General features: G+C 50.8%; 17 protein-coding genes and 1 tRNA gene. 10 read left to right on the top strand and 8 right to left on the bottom strand.

From position 1 onward, the window contains the following. Positions 1 to 11 precede the first annotated feature (11 nt). A complete protein-coding gene (gene rpmE / locus GN111_RS33100) occupies positions 12 to 224 on the bottom strand; it encodes a 50S ribosomal protein L31 (RefSeq protein ID WP_155307826.1) in 213 nt (70 codons plus the stop codon). A gap of 27 nt (positions 225 to 251) precedes the next feature. Then, complete coding sequence (rho, locus tag GN111_RS33095) at positions 252 to 1,499, bottom strand: transcription termination factor Rho (RefSeq protein ID WP_155307825.1); 1,248 nt, start codon at positions 1,497 to 1,499, stop codon at positions 252 to 254. A 448-nt stretch (positions 1,500 to 1,947) separates the two neighbouring features. Between rho and GN111_RS33090 the strand changes: the two genes are divergently transcribed. The 4 genes from GN111_RS33090 (at position 1,948) to GN111_RS33075 (ending at position 6,485) form a co-directional block, all read left to right on the top strand. Continuing rightward, entirely contained in the window at positions 1,948 to 3,357 is a 1,410-nt protein-coding gene (locus GN111_RS33090; RefSeq protein ID WP_155307824.1) for a CCA tRNA nucleotidyltransferase, read from the top strand. Positions 3,358 to 3,795: 438 nt separating this feature from the next. Continuing rightward, complete coding sequence (locus GN111_RS33085; RefSeq protein ID WP_155307823.1) at positions 3,796 to 4,467, top strand: adenylate kinase; 672 nt, start codon at positions 3,796 to 3,798, stop codon at positions 4,465 to 4,467. A gap of 297 nt (positions 4,468 to 4,764) precedes the next feature. Then, complete coding sequence (gene rpsU, locus GN111_RS33080; RefSeq protein WP_155307822.1) at positions 4,765 to 4,971, top strand: 30S ribosomal protein S21; 207 nt, start codon at positions 4,765 to 4,767, stop codon at positions 4,969 to 4,971. 218 nt (positions 4,972 to 5,189) lie between these two features. Further along, positions 5,190 to 6,485 carry a bifunctional folylpolyglutamate synthase/dihydrofolate synthase gene (locus GN111_RS33075; RefSeq protein WP_231715626.1) on the top strand — a complete coding sequence of 432 codons (1,296 nt, stop codon included), beginning with the start codon at positions 5,190 to 5,192 and terminating at the stop codon, positions 6,483 to 6,485. Between the two features lie 15 nt (positions 6,486 to 6,500). Here the strand turns inward: GN111_RS33075 and GN111_RS33070 are convergent, their stop codons facing one another. Then, positions 6,501 to 8,249 carry a transposase gene (locus GN111_RS33070; protein WP_155302773.1) on the bottom strand — a complete coding sequence of 583 codons (1,749 nt, stop codon included), beginning with the start codon at positions 8,247 to 8,249 and terminating at the stop codon, positions 6,501 to 6,503. 287 nt (positions 8,250 to 8,536) lie between these two features. Here GN111_RS33070 and GN111_RS33065 point away from each other — a divergent pair. Together GN111_RS33065 and GN111_RS33060 are read left to right on the top strand one after the other, a co-directional pair. Continuing rightward, positions 8,537 to 8,612, top strand: a tRNA-Arg gene (locus GN111_RS33065). A gap of 797 nt (positions 8,613 to 9,409) precedes the next feature. Continuing rightward, a complete protein-coding gene (locus GN111_RS33060; RefSeq protein ID WP_155307821.1) occupies positions 9,410 to 9,712 on the top strand; it encodes a hypothetical protein in 303 nt (100 codons plus the stop codon). 367 nt (positions 9,713 to 10,079) lie between these two features. On the opposite strand, the gene GN111_RS33055 is transcribed toward GN111_RS33060, so the two are convergent. Then, a complete protein-coding gene (locus GN111_RS33055) occupies positions 10,080 to 10,505 on the bottom strand; it encodes a nuclear transport factor 2 family protein (RefSeq protein WP_155307820.1) in 426 nt (141 codons plus the stop codon). 267 nt (positions 10,506 to 10,772) lie between these two features. Continuing rightward, on the bottom strand, positions 10,773 to 11,285 hold the full coding sequence (locus GN111_RS33050; protein WP_170302576.1) for a PilZ domain-containing protein: 513 nt from the start codon (positions 11,283 to 11,285) through the stop codon (positions 10,773 to 10,775). A gap of 1,140 nt (positions 11,286 to 12,425) precedes the next feature. On the opposite strand from GN111_RS33050, the gene GN111_RS33045 reads away from it, so the two are divergent. Further along, positions 12,426 to 13,187 (top strand): helix-turn-helix transcriptional regulator, encoded by a 762-nt coding sequence (locus tag GN111_RS33045; RefSeq protein WP_155307818.1) that lies wholly within the window; start codon positions 12,426 to 12,428, stop codon positions 13,185 to 13,187. A 207-nt stretch (positions 13,188 to 13,394) separates the two neighbouring features. Next, a complete protein-coding gene (locus tag GN111_RS33040; RefSeq protein WP_197740471.1) occupies positions 13,395 to 14,087 on the top strand; it encodes a nitrogen fixation protein NifQ in 693 nt (230 codons plus the stop codon). Between the two features lie 49 nt (positions 14,088 to 14,136). On the opposite strand, the gene GN111_RS33035 is transcribed toward GN111_RS33040, so the two are convergent. The 3 genes from GN111_RS33035 to GN111_RS33025 are packed head-to-tail and all read right to left on the bottom strand — an operon-like array spanning position 14,137 to position 16,483. After that, entirely contained in the window at positions 14,137 to 14,718 is a 582-nt protein-coding gene (locus GN111_RS33035) for a DcrB/PsbP domain-containing protein (protein ID WP_155307817.1), read from the bottom strand. Next, a complete protein-coding gene (locus GN111_RS33030) occupies positions 14,706 to 15,815 on the bottom strand; it encodes a M48 family metalloprotease (protein ID WP_155307816.1) in 1,110 nt (369 codons plus the stop codon). Before GN111_RS33030 ends, GN111_RS33035 begins: the two co-directional genes overlap by 13 nt. Next, a complete protein-coding gene (locus GN111_RS33025) occupies positions 15,812 to 16,483 on the bottom strand; it encodes a hypothetical protein (protein WP_155307815.1) in 672 nt (223 codons plus the stop codon). The genes GN111_RS33030 and GN111_RS33025 overlap by 4 nt, the downstream gene beginning before the upstream one ends. A 265-nt stretch (positions 16,484 to 16,748) precedes the next feature. Here GN111_RS33025 and GN111_RS33020 point away from each other — a divergent pair, with 265 nt between their 5' ends. Both GN111_RS33020 and GN111_RS33015 read left to right on the top strand, forming a co-directional pair. Then, entirely contained in the window at positions 16,749 to 16,970 is a 222-nt protein-coding gene (locus GN111_RS33020) for a membrane lipoprotein lipid attachment site-containing protein (RefSeq protein ID WP_155307814.1), read from the top strand. Positions 16,971 to 17,292: 322 nt separating this feature from the next. Then, positions 17,293 to 17,487: a cache domain-containing protein gene (locus GN111_RS33015; RefSeq protein ID WP_170302575.1), complete on the top strand. Its 195-nt coding sequence runs from the start codon at positions 17,293 to 17,295 to the stop codon at positions 17,485 to 17,487. Positions 17,488 to 17,547 lie beyond the last annotated feature (60 nt).

Below are 17,547 nucleotides of genomic sequence, written 5' to 3'. Positions count from 1 at the left end.
GGATAAACGCGCTACTGATTCTTCTGAAACTTTTCGTATTTTTTTCTGAACCGCTCGATACGGCCGGCCGTATCCACCAGTTTCTGTTTGCCGGTGAAAAACGGGTGGCATTTGGAGCAAATTTCCACGCGGATATCCTTTTTCGTCGATCCAACCTCCACGACGTTGCCGCAGGCACACTGGATGGTTGTATCGAAATATTCCGGATGAATATTGGTTTTCATTGTAATTTCAACCCCCTATAAATAATTTTAAGCATTCATCGAATCCAGGAAATCGGCATTATCACGCGTTCCGTTCATTTTTTCAAGTAAAAATTCGAGGCTGTCGGAGGGATTCAATGAAGAAAACAGTTTTCGCAGAATCCAGACCCGGTTCAAGGTGGCCTCGTCGAGGAGCAGTTCCTCCTTGCGGGTACCGGATTTCTTGATGTCGATGGCCGGGAAGATGCGCTTGTCGGCCAGGCGGCGGTCCAGTTGAATTTCCATGTTGCCGGTGCCCTTGAACTCTTCGAAGATGACCTCGTCCATGCGGCTGCCGGTATCCACCAGAGCGGTGGCGATGATGGTGAGGCTGCCGCCCTCCTCGATGTTGCGGGCCGCACCGAAAAAGCGTTTGGGGCGCTGCAGGGCGTTGGAGTCCACGCCGCCGGAGAGAATCTTGCCGCTGGGCGGCATGACCGAGTTGTAGGCCCGCGCCAGGCGGGTGATGCTGTCCAGCAGGATAACGACGTTCTTTTTGTGCTCAACCAGACGCTTGGCCTTTTCGATGACCATTTCGGCAACCTGTACGTGGCGTTCGGCCGGCTCGTCGAAAGTGGAGCTGATCACCTCGCCCTTGACCGAGCGCTCCATGTCAGTCACCTCTTCCGGGCGCTCGTCGATGAGCAGGACGAAGAGAACGATATCCTTGTGGTTCTTGACGATGCAGTTGGCAATGCACTGCAGCAGCATGGTTTTACCGGAACGCGGCGGAGAAACGATCAATCCGCGCTGTCCGAAGCCGATGGGCGTCAGCAGATCCATGATGCGGGCGGAGTAGTTTTCCGGGTCGACTTCCAGGTTGACCTTGTGTTCCGGGTACAGGGGCGTCAGGTTGTCGAAAAGAATCTTCTCACGGGCAACCTCGGGGTCTTCGTAGTTGACGGCCTCGACCTTGAGCAGGGCGAAATAGCGTTCGGACTCCTTGGGCTGCCGGATCTGGCCGGAAACCGTGTCCCCGGTTCTCAGGTTGAAGCGCCGGATCTGGGACGGCGAAACGTAGATGTCATCCGGACCGGGCAGGTAATTGTAGTTGGGGGCCCGCAGGAAACCGAAACCGTCGGGCAGGATCTCGAGCGTTCCTTCACCGTAAATCAATCCATTTTTTTCGATCTGGGCCTGGAGCAACGAAAAAATCAGCTCCTGTTTGCGCATGCCGGCAGCCCCTTCGATATTGAGCTGCTTGGCCATTTTGTTCAGTTCGTTGATCTTCTTGTTTTTCAATTCTACGATGTTCATTAAAACACTCCACGTTAGGATGGGTTAGCGCGCATGGCTTGAATTTTCGGTGTTCGCGAAACGACCATTTGGGATGTCGATACAACAGCACGACCGATTACCTGCAACGGCGATAAGGCGATGCCCCCCAAGCCTGCATTCCAGGTTTCATGATGCTACGGTGCCTTCAGGTGAATTGGGTTGGGCTGTTGGTTTTTTTTGGAGGAATATGCGTGCTTTTGTGATAGAGGTTATCGAAAAATGTTCCCCGGAGCGGGTCTGCCCGTGGGAATATCTGAACAATTATATCATGATTTCGCCGGTGTCAAGAGAATTTGAATCCATCCGGACCATGATCGTAAACGCTTTTCCAGGCAATTTACGGGTCGATCATTTGCGGTCGTAAGGGCGAAAAATTTTTCGCCCCTACCCTGCCTGCGTAAAAATGACCAAAAGCCAATAGTCGTCAATGCAAGCTATGCCTGACTTCTCCCGCTTCGATCTGAAGTTTCTGCCTGAAACCACCGATGCCGTCTACCTGGTTGGCGGAAGCGTGCGAGACCTACTGGCCGGCCGTCGACCGGCGGATTTCGATCTGGCGGTGGCTGGCGACATCCGCCGGATCGCCGGGCAGATCGCCGCAAAAACCGGCGGAACCGTTGTGGACCTGGGCAACAAAGGCTTCGAGGTGCTGCGGGTGGCCTCGCCGGAAACCATGATCGACCTCAGCCCCCTCGACGGCCCCGGCATCGAGGTCGATTTGCAGCGGCGGGACTTTACCGTCAACGCCCTGGCCTGGGATGTCCGGTCCCGCCAACTGGTGGACTGCACCGGCGGCCTGGCCGACATGCAGCGACGGACCATTCGCATGGTCTCCTCAACCGCCCTGGAAAAAGACCCGGCCCGTCTGGTTCGGGCCTACCGCCTGGCCGCCGTGCTGGGATTTTCCATCGATTCCGAAACCCGGACCGCCATTGCCAGCCATCACCACCTGATCGGAAGCGTTGCCGCCGAACGGGTCTGGGCCGAGCTGGAAAAACTGCTGGCCTGCGATCGTTCGGCGCCGCACATCCGCGATATGGCGGAAAGCGGCCTGCTGATTTCGATCTTCCCGGAACTTGCACCCGCCGTAGGCTGCGGCCAGAACCGTTACCACGCCTTCGATGTATTCGAGCACAGCCTCCAGGCCTATGCCCACATGGAACGGCTGATCATCGAGTTCGACTCCCGCTATCCGGAGCTGTCCGACCTTGCCGAAAAACAGCATCTGGTCGACCACGCGCCCATACTCAAATATGCCTGCCTGCTTCACGATGTGGGCAAACCCGCCACACGCCGGGTGGATGCGGCGGGACAGGTCCATTTTTACGGCCATGCGGCCAAAAGCGCCGACATTGCCGCCGGCGCTTCCGAAAGGCTGCACCTGTCCCGCAAACAGCGCCAGACCGCCGATGCCATCATTCGTCACCATATCCGGCCGCTCTTTCTTTATCTGGCGTCTGAAAACGACAATCTCGGCCGGCGCGGCATGATCCGCTTTTTCAACCGCTGCGGCGATATGACCCTGCCCATCGTCGTGCATACCATGGCCGACATCATGGCCAAGCGGCCGGTGATCGACGGCAGGGACGAAGGCTTCATCCACTTCTGCAGTGAATTGCTGAACGCCTACCGGGACTTTTGCAGCCGCCGGGCCGCCCTGCCCCCGCTGATCGACGGGCACGATCTCATGGAGATCTTCGGCCTGGCACCATCTCCTTTGATCGGGCGTATTATAAAACAGGTGCATGAACGGCGCCTGTCCGGTGAACTGGCCACACGGAATCGGGCGTTGGCGTGGGTCCGCGCATATTTGGATCGGAGGGCGGAAGACAGATGATGGATGATTTGAAGCGATATGTGGCTTCCTCGTATTAATGTATAAATCGGTCAATTCGGCCGAGATCAAGGCTTCCGAAAATTTTTGCCGGAGGCATCTGGTTGATATTCTGAGGATAAAAATCTTCGTATAACACGGATATCGGTCGAATTGGCCGGTTTATGGGGAACATGTGTTTGCTTGACAAGCTTCAGCACATTCTGTACTAACGCACGTTAGCTGGAAAAGATCCCTGCGGTGCCAGCCCGCCTGTATTCAACCACTTAAAATCAGGATGCGGTTTTGTCGGCCGCATCAAGCAGAAACGAACGGCACCCGGCGATGGTCCCCAAAAGCCTCGCTTTCAGATTGGTAAAGCGGACTTTTGAAATCGCGGTGCGATTGGCATTTTCATTGATCCTGTGTAGCCATTCACGGGACGAAGAAAGGAGAAGCGGAATGAACATCTTGTTTTTTGGCCCCAACGGCAGTGGCAAGGGAACCCAGGGTGCAATCCTGAAAGATAAGTACAACACCCCGCATATCGAATCCGGGGCGATCTTTCGCGAAAATATCGGCAAAGGCACCGAACTGGGCGCCCAGGCCAAAGCTTACATCGACAAGGGCGATCTGGTACCCGACGAGATCACCATTCCCATGATCCTCGACCGTCTGAAACAAGACGACTGTAAAAACGGCTGGCTGCTGGACGGGTTCCCCCGCAACAAGAATCAGGCCATCAAACTGGACGAGGCCCTCAAGGAAGCCGGCATGGCCCTTGACATTGTCGTGGAAATCCTTCTGGACCGCGAAATTGCCAAAAACCGCATCATGGGCCGCCGCCTGTGCGTCAACGACAACAACCATCCCAACAACATCTACATCGACGCCATCAAACCCGACGGAGACAAGTGCCGGGTGTGCGGCGGCGACCTGAAGACCCGCGACGACGATCAGGACGAAGCAGCCATCAACAAACGCCACAACATTTACTATGACACCACTGAAGGCACCCTGGCATCGGCCTACTATTTCAAAGATCTGGCCGGCGCAGGCCTGAAATACATCACCCTGGACGGCGCCCCCAGCGTGAAGGAAGTTACCGCCGAACTGGTCTCCAAGCTGGACTAATCCGAATGCAACGGTGAAACCGTCAACGGCGGTTTCACCGTTTTTATTTTATGGTCAAAGTTGGTTGACTCGTAAGTAGTCTCCGGCTCGTCATGCCGGACTTGATAAGCCTGCCCCGGACCTGATCCGGGAGCGTCCAGAAGGCATCCTTTTTTGCACGAGCCACTTAAATTTTACTTGATCATCCTATCTTTATTTGCTATTAATTACGTTTTAAAATTTTGAAAATAACCATCAGGTTTGAGATATAGCCAAGCAGCATGACCAGGCGATGGGAAAAAGGGGGGTTGAGCCAGTTTGAAAGCAATTGAAGTCAAGGTTTTCGATAACGATCTCGAAAAAGCCATGCGTATTCTGAAGAAAAAGATCCAGAACGATGGCCTCTTCAAGCGCCTGAAGTTGAAAAAAAGCTACGAGAAACCGAGCGAGTATCGCCGTCGCAAACAACGTGAGGCCCTGCGCCGCCAGCGTATCGCAGCAGCAAGAAGCAGGAGATATCGTTAGCAGCATCCGTTTGACACCATAACCCGGTGTGGGACATCCCCGCCGGGTTTCTCTTTTACTCCACCCGAACCAATCAAGCCAGACCACCGGCCTGACGCATTTCCTGCGAGCCGCAGAGGTGCCCGTCCGGAGTATGGCAGAACCAACCGTTCATTTCGTCCAACAAAAAGACGCCGTCGGTGGGGTGTGCATACGCAAGGGAATCAGGAGGCGAAGCCATGTCAACCAGGGCGTATCGCGAATGTCTCGATGCCATGTTCGGCATGCGGCGATTCGGCATCATCCTCGGCCTCGAGACCATCGGCAACATCCTAAAGGGCCTCGGCAATCCCCAGGACACTTTTCGCGCAGTTCACATCGCCGGCACCAACGGCAAAGGCTCCATCGCATCGGCACTGGCCACGATCCTCCAACAGGCCGGCTACCGTGTGGGGCTCTACACGTCGCCGCACCTGATCAAGTTCAACGAACGGATCTGCATCAACAGTCTGCCCATCGCCGACGACGATGTAGTGGCCTCCTGGGAAGCGGTCAAAGCCGTCCATTACGGCGACCGGGAACCCACCTTCTTCGAGTTCTCCACCGCCATGGCCTTTCACGAGTTCGGCCGCCATGGGGTGGACTACGCCGTAATCGAGACCGGGATGGGCGGGCGCATGGACGCAACCAATGTGGTCTCCCCCGCCGCAACGGTCATTACGAACATTTCGCTTGAACACAAAACTTATCTTGGCGATACCATCGCGGCCATTACCGGAGAAAAGGCCGGCATTATCAAACCGGGCATCCCGGTGATCACCGGCGTGACCCAGAAAACCGCCAAGAAGGTGGTCGAAAACATTGCCGCCGAGAAATCCGCCCCGGTCTATCTGAAGGGCCGCGATTTCCGGGTGCGTCGCAACGGGCAGAATCGATTTTCCTACTGGGGATTCGACCACACCTGGACCGGCATGCAAACCGGCCTAATCGGCAGCCACCAGGTGGAAAACGCATCCCTGACCCTGGCCACCTGCGAAGCACTTATGCGCGGCGGCGCGGAAATCTCCATGGAAAACATCCAGGCCGGCCTGATCCTCAACAACTGGCCGGGGCGCCTGGAGGTGGTTTCCCAGAAGCCATTCGTTATTCTGGACGGCGCCCACAACCTCATGGCCGCCCGCAGCCTGAGCCGCTTTTTGCAGGACAACCTGGCCGGAAGGCCCATTACCATGGTGGCCGGCATTTTGGACGACAAGCCCTACGAGGCCATCCTCAAGGACCTCCTGGCCCCTTGCGAACGGCTGATTATCACCCGCCCCAAAATCGACCGGGCATTGCCCACCGCCGTCCTTCGAGAAGTGGCCGCATCCCTGATTGCGAACATCGAAGTCATCGAGGACGTCGGCGACGCCCTGCGGCATGCCCTGGCCACAGTCAAGCCCGACGATGCCGTTTGTGTCGCCGGATCGTTGTATGTTGTTGGGGAAGCCAAGGCTGCGCTGGAGAAGGCTGGGGATTCCCTCTTCCAAATTTGATGGTCCTGTAAAAACTCACGCAGCCAAATTGTGATATCTATCGGCAGTCTGAGATAGATTGAAAAAAATCGGTTCAAAATCGGCAATCAATCGTAACATTCGCTCTTTGACAGCATGGAAGAAGAGATCGGCAAGGCCAATAGAGACACCATCGGCCTCCCGGGTTTTTCTTCTGGCCTTGCGGACAGCTCCCGCGCGAAGAATATTCAATCCGGTGGCCTTCATTCGGGCATAAAACCGTACAGCCGGCATGCCCCGAACCCTAAGTTTTTTCACTCCGGTTCGTCGATCAAACTCGCTCATGGCTGCCTCTACACCGGCCCGCCAGCGATAGTCGTCGATGAATGCCTCGCTTGCTTCCAAAGCCCGCCGTTTTGCCAATCGGTAGCGCTTTTCACTGTAACGCAGATATGCCTTTTTCTTGCCGGGCCTCACCGGGCATTGGGATAGCAGGGGGCAGGCCAGGCAGCGCTGAAGGTCAAAACCGGCACTGTAGTTGGATCGTTTCGTTCTCGGTGATGTTTGATCCGGACTACGGCCGGCTGGGCACCGCGTGACCAGACCGTTCTCATCGAAGCTGAACTGGCTCATGAAATCTTGTTTGGAGCGACCCTTTTGCGTCGGTGCAACCAGTTCAATGTTCGCTACCTGGGCGATCCGGTCGTTAGCATCGCTACCGTAGAGCGTGTCAGCCAACAATTTGTCGGGAGCAATACCCCGAACCTTGGTGTCGGCGATGGCCGGGGCCAGTGCATGAGAATCGTGCTCGCAGGCCGTTTGCACATCGACGTGGGTAATCAGGTTCAGCTGCTGTTGTTTCTCCTTTTCATCTTCACAGCGGCTGAAGGTCTCCATCACCTGAACCTGGTAGCCCTGGCCTTTATGGCCACTGTAAGTTGCATCCGGGTCCGAGGGATTTTGCAGCGAATCAGATGGAATCTCGGCAGGCTTTTTGACCGTTACCTGCCTATCGCCGGTATCGCTGCTCAGATTGCACTGCTCGGCCAGCACCCGTTGCATCAGCTTGTAACTGTGCATGGAGCAAACCCTGGGCCGATCCTTGAACTGCTCAATGAGATCGAACAGGTCGGCGCTGACGGTTTTCAGGGTTTTCTCGGATTGTGACGGTTTTACCATGGCAAAGGCGGCCAGGGCTCTCTTGCCCCAATAACACGACACGATTTTCTCGTCGATGGTATCAAAAAGCTTCCGATGCTGGCGTTTGAGGTTGACCAGAAACTTGAAGATGGTCCGGCTGAAAATACCGATGCGCCCGAGTTTGCGCATGTTGGATTGGATATGGACCGAGTCGATACGCTGGTCCTTGATATCGACCCCGAATACCACGGCCAATTTATCGGCGACGGCATCGAACATGATTTCGTCAAGCTGATTGTCGATCATCACCTGGCGCATGGTGTACAGGGTCTTCTCACTGATATATTTGGCATCGTCGCTCTCTTCCGGGATGTTGAGGGCATAATGCCACTGGATGTTGAAGGCCAACTGTTCGATGGCGGCCCTGTCGGTCAGATCCATGGTTTGCTGGAGCAGCAGCAGCCCCAGCACCGTATGAATTTCCTTGCTGGGCCTCCCGACTCCATCGGTAAAATGTGGCAGCATCCGATCGACGGGAAGTACTTCCAGCAGGTGTTCCCGGAAAAGCCCCGGCCAGTCTTCGTCGAGCATTCTTCGCCTTTTGGGGCTTAAATGGCTCCACGGATCGAACAGTTGTTGCTGTTTGTGGTTTTTGATGCGGATCATGCCTTCTCCCGGTTAACGTGCTGTAAATATATGTTATTCATACCATGCAGGATCGGAGAAGACAACGCCTAATTTTCTATTTTAACAATATTTTCAAACGGATAGACCTGTGTGAGTTTTTACGCGTTCATCAAATTTGATGAGCTCGCAGGAAATGACTGTCTCGTCATGCCGGACTTGATCCGGCATCCAGCGGCGAGCTAAAAATGAATCCCACGTTTGGGAGCCATAACAAGGGGGTTGACTTGAAAGCGCCGATCCTCTATTTAGCGACAACCAATCTCAATGCGCCCGTAGCTCAGTGGATAGAGCACTAGCCTCCGGAGCTAGGTGTCGCAGGTTCGATCCCTGCCGGGCGCGCCACTTATAATTTCAATGGGTTAGATGAATTTCATCTGCCCTTTTTTTTTATTGATAAATTTAATACCCACTATCATACTCACCAAAGTCAACGGCTTTCATGCATCATCCATGATTGTTCCCATTTTAATTATTATGACTTGGGTTTCCTTCCCTTTTAGTGCAATTTAGAGCTGATGCAAACTCTTCATCCAAAATGAACATCCGTTTATCATCAACACCTGGATCCTCAGCTACCCATTCCCCTTCCACGGTTTTTCTGTCCACTTTCCAGGATTCAGTTTTATCCCGAGCAGCATATCTGATCCGAGGGCGTGGTGGGCACTTTGGTGAGGCGACAGGAGGATGAACTAGCGTTAAGCGGTTTCGTCCAGTCCATTATGTATAGATCTCCATCTATATGAACATAATGTTTTCTTGACATCTTGCGAAAAACTGTGGGAAATGTCTCTTAATTCCCCTCTTCTTTCAGTTGATGCGTTGCGCACTCGTCATTTTTTCCATTTCTTTCTGAAAATATACATAACCAAGATCGTTCAGGTTTGAAGCAGGAGGGATGCATGCTTATTTGCCTGCTGGTTTTTCAATTCTATTCGTTATCCAGTTTTCCTACGGAAAGACCTCTCAAACTATGCCTACCCAGCTCCTTGCAGAAAGAATCCAATCTGTAAGGAGCGATCATTTATTCAAGAATATGTTTACTCGGTGTCTATTGAAATCAAAAATCTAGCATTTTATGAGAAATCGAGAGTGCTGCCCCGTACCTTATTGGGTAATGATTTAATGAAAGGAGGAGCGCAATGGTAATCATAACAGAGAATTTATTTCCGCCATCAAGTGCAAAGGACTTGGGCAAAGCCTTTTTGGATTTGCCGCCTCTCCCAGATTATATAACCATGCTTGGACCCTATATTCTTAGCGATACGGACAAGGGTATTCGCAGCATTCTGATCTACGAATGTGAAAAATCTAAATTAGCAGACGCATTACAATTTGTTGCAGATCGTGTGACCACTTATTTTGATGTAGTGCCAGGTTATACTTATTCGGTAAACGCCTGGTTTGAGGCATCAGAAGCACTAAAGATGATTGGATTAGCATAAGAGGATTTTTTAAAAGCCAGCGGGTAAGAATCTGGCTTGAATTGTATCACTTCGTATTGGACGGGCACGTCCTGTAATGCCATCCAAAATTCCCCTGGAGGTCGTACCTATCCTCCAGGGGTTATTATCAAACCCTGCAAACTATTTTTTTTAAAATTTTTTATTGAACTACCCCACCTCAAGCAGCAGGGTATTATCACTCCGGCAAGTAAAGACACCAACTCCGTCATGCCGGACTTGATCCGGCATCCAGACTTTTCCTGGTTTCCGGCTTCCGCCGGAATGACAAATATTGGTTTTTTATGTTGCCACAATAATAATTCGGCTCAGGTCAGGAAACCTGCGGTGGAAACATTTTACTGAAGTATCATCTGACAACAAACTGCTTTGCAATAAGATTGACCATAAACTTTCCGATACCTGTTGCCGCCTGCTCTAACGTTGAAAATCGATCATAAACCGTTCTGAGCGCCTTAACTTTATATTCATCATCGAATTCCCAGGCACACATAGCCGACAACTCTACCGATTTCCCTTGGACTTTCGCTTTTACCAGATGCTCATAGAAAGCTTTCTTATCAGATGCTATAATATCATTCCCTGCTCCTTCTGCGGTCCACGACATCTGACTATTCGCCCAATTCAGATACTTCCTTATCTGTTCCTTTCCCACAAATTTGCCAAAAGGTGTAATCCAAACACCGTCATCTGAAAAAAAGTTAACCGATTCTTCAACATTTCCTTTTTCCATTGCCCTCAAACAGGCTTTCATCAGGTCTTCAATTTTAGCCATGATTTTCCCCTCCCACTTACGGTTATAATGGGAATTACGTGTGCAATTTTTATGGTCCCAATACCCATGAAATCCTCATGTTCGATTCCAATGGTTTTTGGATGGATAGGAAACTATTTAAAATTCAATAAGATAAGGAGGGAACTGCAACTCCAACGGGATCGGATCGACTGTAGATCATCAAATAGCAGGAGACAACGGTGCTCAGTAGATGGAAATGGTTAATAGTGAGTTGTTTACCATTTTTTTACTCTACATCTTTCTTTCTCAAACAAACTGAATCCCACATTGGCCGTTTTTAATCCACTTAACAACTGATCTCTTTGTCAGTTCTTCATTTCTTTTTGCGAATGGAATTATCGCATGTATTTCCGACTCTTTTTTCAAAAAAAATTTCTCATCAATCTGGATGTTGGCGCCTCCTCTGCTTAGGTTATTTATCATTGTAGAACATATCATTGAATCTGTAAAAACTGTTATCTTCCTTTTATAAATTTTTCTCGGATTTTTTCTCTTATAAAATCTGATACCGAATTGGTTCTTCTCAATCCATCTTATAGTTGATTTTACTTTTATGCTACTATTTTTTTGTGGAAGTGGGATAGCAATTAATATCTCGTTCCCAACCTCGACATCAAAGAGACTAATGTTGCTTATTAGCGCCCCATCCATGCTAATATTCTCACATTTACCATGAAAGGCCATCGCCCCTCTGACAAAAAATATACTTTGTTGATAACTTTTCCGCTTATTGACCCGTCTGCTTGTGTTTAGATTCATTTTTCGTCTCATGCCGAATTGCAATAATAATTGTAGATACCTTACGGTCATTCTTTTATTGAAATGACCTGTCTAACGAAGTACGCACTTTCAATGGCAAGTGCCGCACTATGATGGAGCATTTCTTAAATAATGAAATATTTGAACATCCACTTGAGCTGCAAAGATAGCGCAGGGAGCTTGGAATTGGGGGAATGAGGGATATTAATATATAAATGTGCCTATCAGTCAACAGAAAAGTATTTGTCGCGAAGATTGATCGACAACTTCTGTTCCAGGCACCCGGTACCCCCGCCCACGCCCTAAGACTATGGAGTTATTGGGATCTAATATTATATAGACCCACGAAGCTTGTTCAGCTATGACGAGTCGGGCTGTAGTTCTTCTTTTAACAACAGACCTGCAAAGCCAAATCTCGGCATTTCAGATACTGCCCGTTAGGGACGAATATTGCGAACAAGCCTGCGACGTCTTTTGCCTGTCAGATACCTCCTTGACCTTGTGCATAAGTATTTGATAATAAGCAAATGATCATTTCAGCCTGACCGCCACAAAACGAAATCACCAATAAAAACCCTTGGGAAAAATCCTGGGTACTTATGTTTTACGGCTCCTTCGGGGCCGATTAGGCGTTTTTGTGCATATTTCGTTGATTGGGAAGCATTAAAATCAAATATTGAGACCGGAGCTTGGATCAGAAGCCCCGGTCTCAATGAGGGAGCCACAGATAGAGCGTTTATGTCTCCGTCTGTGCTGATAATCAATCTGAACACAAACTCAGGATCTGTCAAGCCGGTCGATTGCCGCCATGGCGATCCCGTCGCGCCGCCTGCATCAATAACGGCGAAAAACGCAACACACCGCAGATCTTTTAGATTTCATGAGCTTTGGCGCTTGTGGCCTTGGCCCGAACCGTTCGGTGGGCCAAGGCGGTAAGAAGTTCTTCAACTCAGTTCATTTGGAACTCAGATATAATTGGAGCGCACCCATTTAAGACAGGAAAACTTCAGCTTGTACATTTACAGCGCCAAAATTTGTAATTAACTGAATTTTTTTTCAATTGCACCTGTCAGTTCTGACAGGTATCGTTGTGACAAGTTGGCGGACAAGGCATCTTCTGAGAGCACGGAGGCAAATTCAATGTTGAAAGCGCTTGAAGACCAACTGACAAAGAGAGAAGCGCTCAAACTCCTTGAGCTAAGCTACCAGAGCCTGCATTGCAACAAGGAGGACGATTTTAAAAAGCTGGTGTTTGGCCTCCAGGAAGTTTTGCCTTTCGAAAACGCGATGTGCACGAGGGGGAACGTTGCAGATATCCTACGGGAGAGTGAGCTTGACCTGGCAATTGAATACTGCGACATCAGCTATCCTTCCGGATACCTGGAGGAATATTTTAAGGATGGCGACTTCACTTCCGACGCCGTCCTTATGGAATTCATGACCAATCTTATGCCTGTAAGTTGGTCGGAGGTTGATGAAAGGTGCAATTATAATTATCCCGCGTCAACCAAAGCCCTGGATTACAACATGCGCGATGGGTGGGCCCACGGAATCCTTGACTCGGTAGATTTTGATTGTACCTTGTTTTTCTTCGGCAGTTCGGCCAGGGACAACAGCACACGGAGCGCGAAAATCATCGAGTATGTAGTCCCCTTCTACGCCCAGGCTTACAACAATGTGCTTAAAAAAAAGGCCATCCTGGCGACGGAACTTACGGCCAGGGAAAGAGAAGTCCTTAACTGGATAAAGGAAGGCAAAAGCTCCTGGGAGATTTCGCGGATTTTTCAGTGCTCGGAACGGACCATTAATTTTCATGTTGCCAACATCAAGGCAAAGCTGGGGGTGGTTAACCGACCGCAAGCCGTGGCGGTTGGACTCCGGTGCGGGATAATTCGTTTATGATGTGCGGATTTACCTTTCGCTGTTCGTGACCGGACTTACAAAAACGAAAAAATTACATTCACATTATTGTGGATACAATCTCTCCGTAACCTCTTTTCCACTATCCCATTTCTAAAATACCCTGTAATTTCAGTTATATTTTCCTAACCATGGTTTTGGCACCCATATTGCGTTTTTAACCGTAAACCGCAAAAAGGAGGCAATCGTATGGGAAACAGGATCTATGACTGGCTGATGGAAATAAGAAATCCGGCGGTAGGCTTGTCGGAGGCTCGATTGTTCGCCAGGGTGCTGTCTTTCAGATCGGCATCCGCCTATTGGACCGTCGAAGATATGCTGGGGTTGACGGATTTGAAAATGAAATCCCTTGTGACCAAATACTTTCCTTCTGCCTTGAAAGATCTTAAGGAACCCGAATGCTACAAAATCAGGTTTCATGCCGCTGTTAACCAGCCATTCGTCTGCCATTGCTGCGGACAGGCGGTGACGTCCAGAGGCGCAACAAAAAAGGTCGACATCCCACTATTTCAAGGATACCCCACTGCTTTGAACAGACAGATGGAGGTGGACGACCTGAAGAGGCTCCTTCTTTCCCAACGGTCTTCCGGGGCGGCGGAAACGACGTGGTTCGCGAATATGATCGCCGTCGGTGCGCTTGGAGAGGATCACTTGTGGCAGGATCTCGGGCTTACGGGCAGAAAAGATGTATCCTATATCCTGAAAACCTATTTTACAGGTCTGTTCAACAAGAATACCGGAAACATGAAATGGAAGAAATTTTTCTATAAACAGCTTTGCGATCTGGAGGATATTAATGTCTGCAAGGCCCCGAGTTGTTCGGTCTGCGATCACTACTCGGATTGTTTCGGACCGGAGGACGCCGAACGGTGGGCGGCATAGGATTCCTGGCGGTCTTTCATTCGTGGGTCTGTTTTCGAAGAAATGGCGATCAGGAATTTGAACCGGAAGGCAATTGGAGACTGCTCAACACAGATTCGAAGGTGGGCAGTTCCTGCTCAAAGTAGTAACGCTGAGCCGCGCTGTAGCGTATGTTGAAAAACCGATCCGGTAAAAGGATACCGTAGTAAACGGTTTTCATGGTCACTCCATACTTATCCACGTAACTGTATATCAATTTGAAGCCATCGCGATCGGCTGCCACAGCCGGTTCGCTGGCCAGCAATTGGAAACCTCGGATGCGGGGATCGGAGCGCAGGTTGTCAATGATCAACTGGGCAGCTTCGTGTGGCAGCATGCCCGGGTCGAGTACCTGGCTGGTGAAGCGAAACCGTTTTGCCAGCGGACGCGATTGAACCAGAATGTATTCCAAATAGGGCCCGTTCTTGGAGAGCATTTCCGAATCCGGCATGCTCATGTGCATCCATCCTTGTGGAGCGGCAATCGTCCATTCCGGTGAGGTCAGGTTCCCCCGTATCGGCTGCCACGGTCCGGCACAGGCCGCCAGCATTGCTACTGCAGCGATCCATACTCCTACTCCTGCCAGCCATCGATTGCCCTTTATTTCTGACATTGCTTTAAATAGCCTTTAATGAATGCACTTGACGCGTCTTTGGGCGCCAGATTAAGAAATGCCTCGAAATGCGGTTTAGCCATCTGATAGCGTCCGGCCTTGTAATATAATTCTCCCAGCGCCCGGTGGGTCAAAGGGAAAGTCGGGTCGATCTTGAGGGATTTTTCATAAGTATCGATACATGCATCATCGGGGCGGCTCCCGTTTTGACGGCGCAAAATCTCTGCCTTGAGATAGTAAGCGCGGGCATTTAGTGGCTCCGATTCCAGGTATCTGGAAATACTTCTATCAGCCCGGTTCCAGTCCCCAGCCCTTAAGGCGTGCTCCGCATTGGTGATCAGTGCCGGTGCAACGCAATCCCGGTAGATATTCGCATCTGTACCCGTTGACGCACTGCCGGTCCGGCCTTCGCCCTCCCGACCGATAAGCGCGTTGAACCGTTCGGCGCGTTTGTTCAGTTGAGGAACGCTTTCCGGATGCCCCTGATCCAACATGCAACGCACCAGGTTGGCCATCAACGGCAGCACTTCTTTGTCACAGTATCCCGCAGCCTGGATAATCGCCAGGCCTTCGCGGTCGGCCTGGCGTTCTGCTGCATCGATGGCGTTTCGCATGGCCATGCCGCCGACGGAACCGCTTCCATCTGCCTTTCGACCGTCCGATAGTGGACTTGGCGGTTGAAAATGGTTGTACAATGCTGCCGTGTGCTGGCTGGCATAATGAACCATCTCATGGGCCAGGATCATGGCCAACTGGCTTTCATTTTCCAGAACGTCGAGCATGCCGGTGCTCAAAAAGCAGACACCGTTGGGATAGGCGTGAGCCTCGATCCGGATATCCGCTATGATTTTGACCGTGGGCATGTTTAGCTGGGACGGGACCCGATTCCAAAGGCGTTCGACCACCGTCTGCAGATAGCGGGACAAGGAGGGATTCTTCAGGATAACCCCGCTCTTGTCAATCATGGCCTGCTCCTGCGCGGCCAGTCGCCACAAACGGGACGACTGTTCGGACACAGCGGCCGCATTAGACACAGCGTTCGGAGCAGCTATTGCCAGAAGAAAAAGCAGACAGAAGATAAGTTGGCGCTGCCTCATGACCCTTGCTCCAGGAAGTTGGCCATAGTGGATCCCACCAGGGTGTGAACGCCTTCGTCGTCTTGAAAGTTGAAGCGTTTATGATCACCCTGGAAGGCATACCAGATGATGCGCCCTTCAGGTTCGACCACGGCGACGCTGAGCCAGTTTTTCGTTGGTCGAAGAAGGCCCGTTTGATGGCCAATGGCCAGTACTAAACCGTCGGCATGATACGCTCGCAGAATATCGGCCACCGTTCCAAGATGGTATTCGAAGGCTGCCTTCTTGGCCGGAAACGGTTGAGGGCCTATGGTGTGCAGTTGGATGGAGCGGTTCACTGATCGAAACAGAGCAAGCACACTTTGCATTTCAGGGGTCGACATGTTTTCGGCGTCGAGAGGCTGAACTGAATAGTGTCTATTCTTCAACTGCTCGACGATAGCCTGTTGGGCGGAGAGACGGGCCTCGTGACTATGCACCCGATCAAACAATCGGCCGCCGTCTGGCAGTTGCTCGTAAATGCTGATCTCCGGAACCAGTACCAGCATCTTTTCCATGGCATGCCGATAGCGCGGATATTGGGGGTGAAGCCGTTCGAGGGCTGCAGTGCAGCCGGAAAGGAACAGGCCGATTGCCAGCCATGGCAGCAAAGATCGGCAGATGTTGGATATACTGAAAACGGGTGTCATTTCCCACTCACCATTGCGTTTTTTTTCGAGGCCCTTCAGATGGACAAAAGCAATTTCCAGACCAACCCTTAAGGAAATTAAAAAGCATTCATTTACAAGTAGTTAAAACGGCAAATAGGCACAAATGGAGGGCATTTGCCATTTCCGGGCACGGGGGGTGACAAAAAAATGTCAATCTTGATTTTTTAAAAGTATTGCTTAAATTGAAAATGAATGTGGGTTTTTGAGTTGCAGGACATTAATTTTTCAATAGGAGGGAGAGGAGATGAAAAAAGCAATTATTTTTACGCTGTTGGCATTATACTTGGCAGGTTGCAGTGGAACCCTGAAGCAATCTGAATTTATGGAACATGACAGCATGTACAAAAACTGGGATCACATGAAGTTCAGCTGGTTCGGTTATCGAAACCCGACCGATGAAGACATGCAAAAATCAATGGAACAGGGTTGGTGGGGATTTGAAGTGCCCGAAGTGCCGGGAGAATAACACGATCGCGCGCAATATCGAACACTGAATCAACCGGTTTTTCCGATGGCAGTAAATTCGGGGCCGAAGCGAAACGTATCGCTTTCGGCCCCGAACATTTTCTACGAAAAGAATCGCTTGTTCCTGCCGCGAAAACAATTCCGATTGAAAAAATTGAATTGGGTGCAAGATGCTTGAAATATTGGTACACACGCACCAACTATTGTCGAGTATACGATAACACCTCCGATTCGGCATATCTTCCTTCGTAGAACCGTTCACCGGGTTTGTTCTATCTTGGGCAGGGTCGATGGGTCAAACCAACTCCAGGGGACCCAGGAGTATGGGCCGTTACCCGAGGTGTCGCAGAGATTTCATCAAAAAAGCCAGTCAAGGGAAAGGATGGACCAAATACGTCTACGAAGTGCCCGGCAAACACGTTATCAAACCCAAGCATACCTTCATCTACCGCATTCCGGATACGGATTACTTTGTGGGCTCCGGATTTTATGTGATGAAAGCCGGTGTCTATTATTGATCGTCGGCAAAGAAACGCATCCACTGGATGGATTCAATCAAGGGCACCTGAAAAGGTGCC

The organism is Desulfosarcina widdelii (assembly GCF_009688965.1).
In the GTDB taxonomy this organism is placed as follows: Bacteria; Desulfobacterota; Desulfobacteria; order Desulfobacterales; family Desulfosarcinaceae; genus Desulfosarcina; species Desulfosarcina widdelii.
Note: the sequence above shows the minus strand (reverse complement) of the source record. Positions and strands in the feature narration are given on the sequence as shown.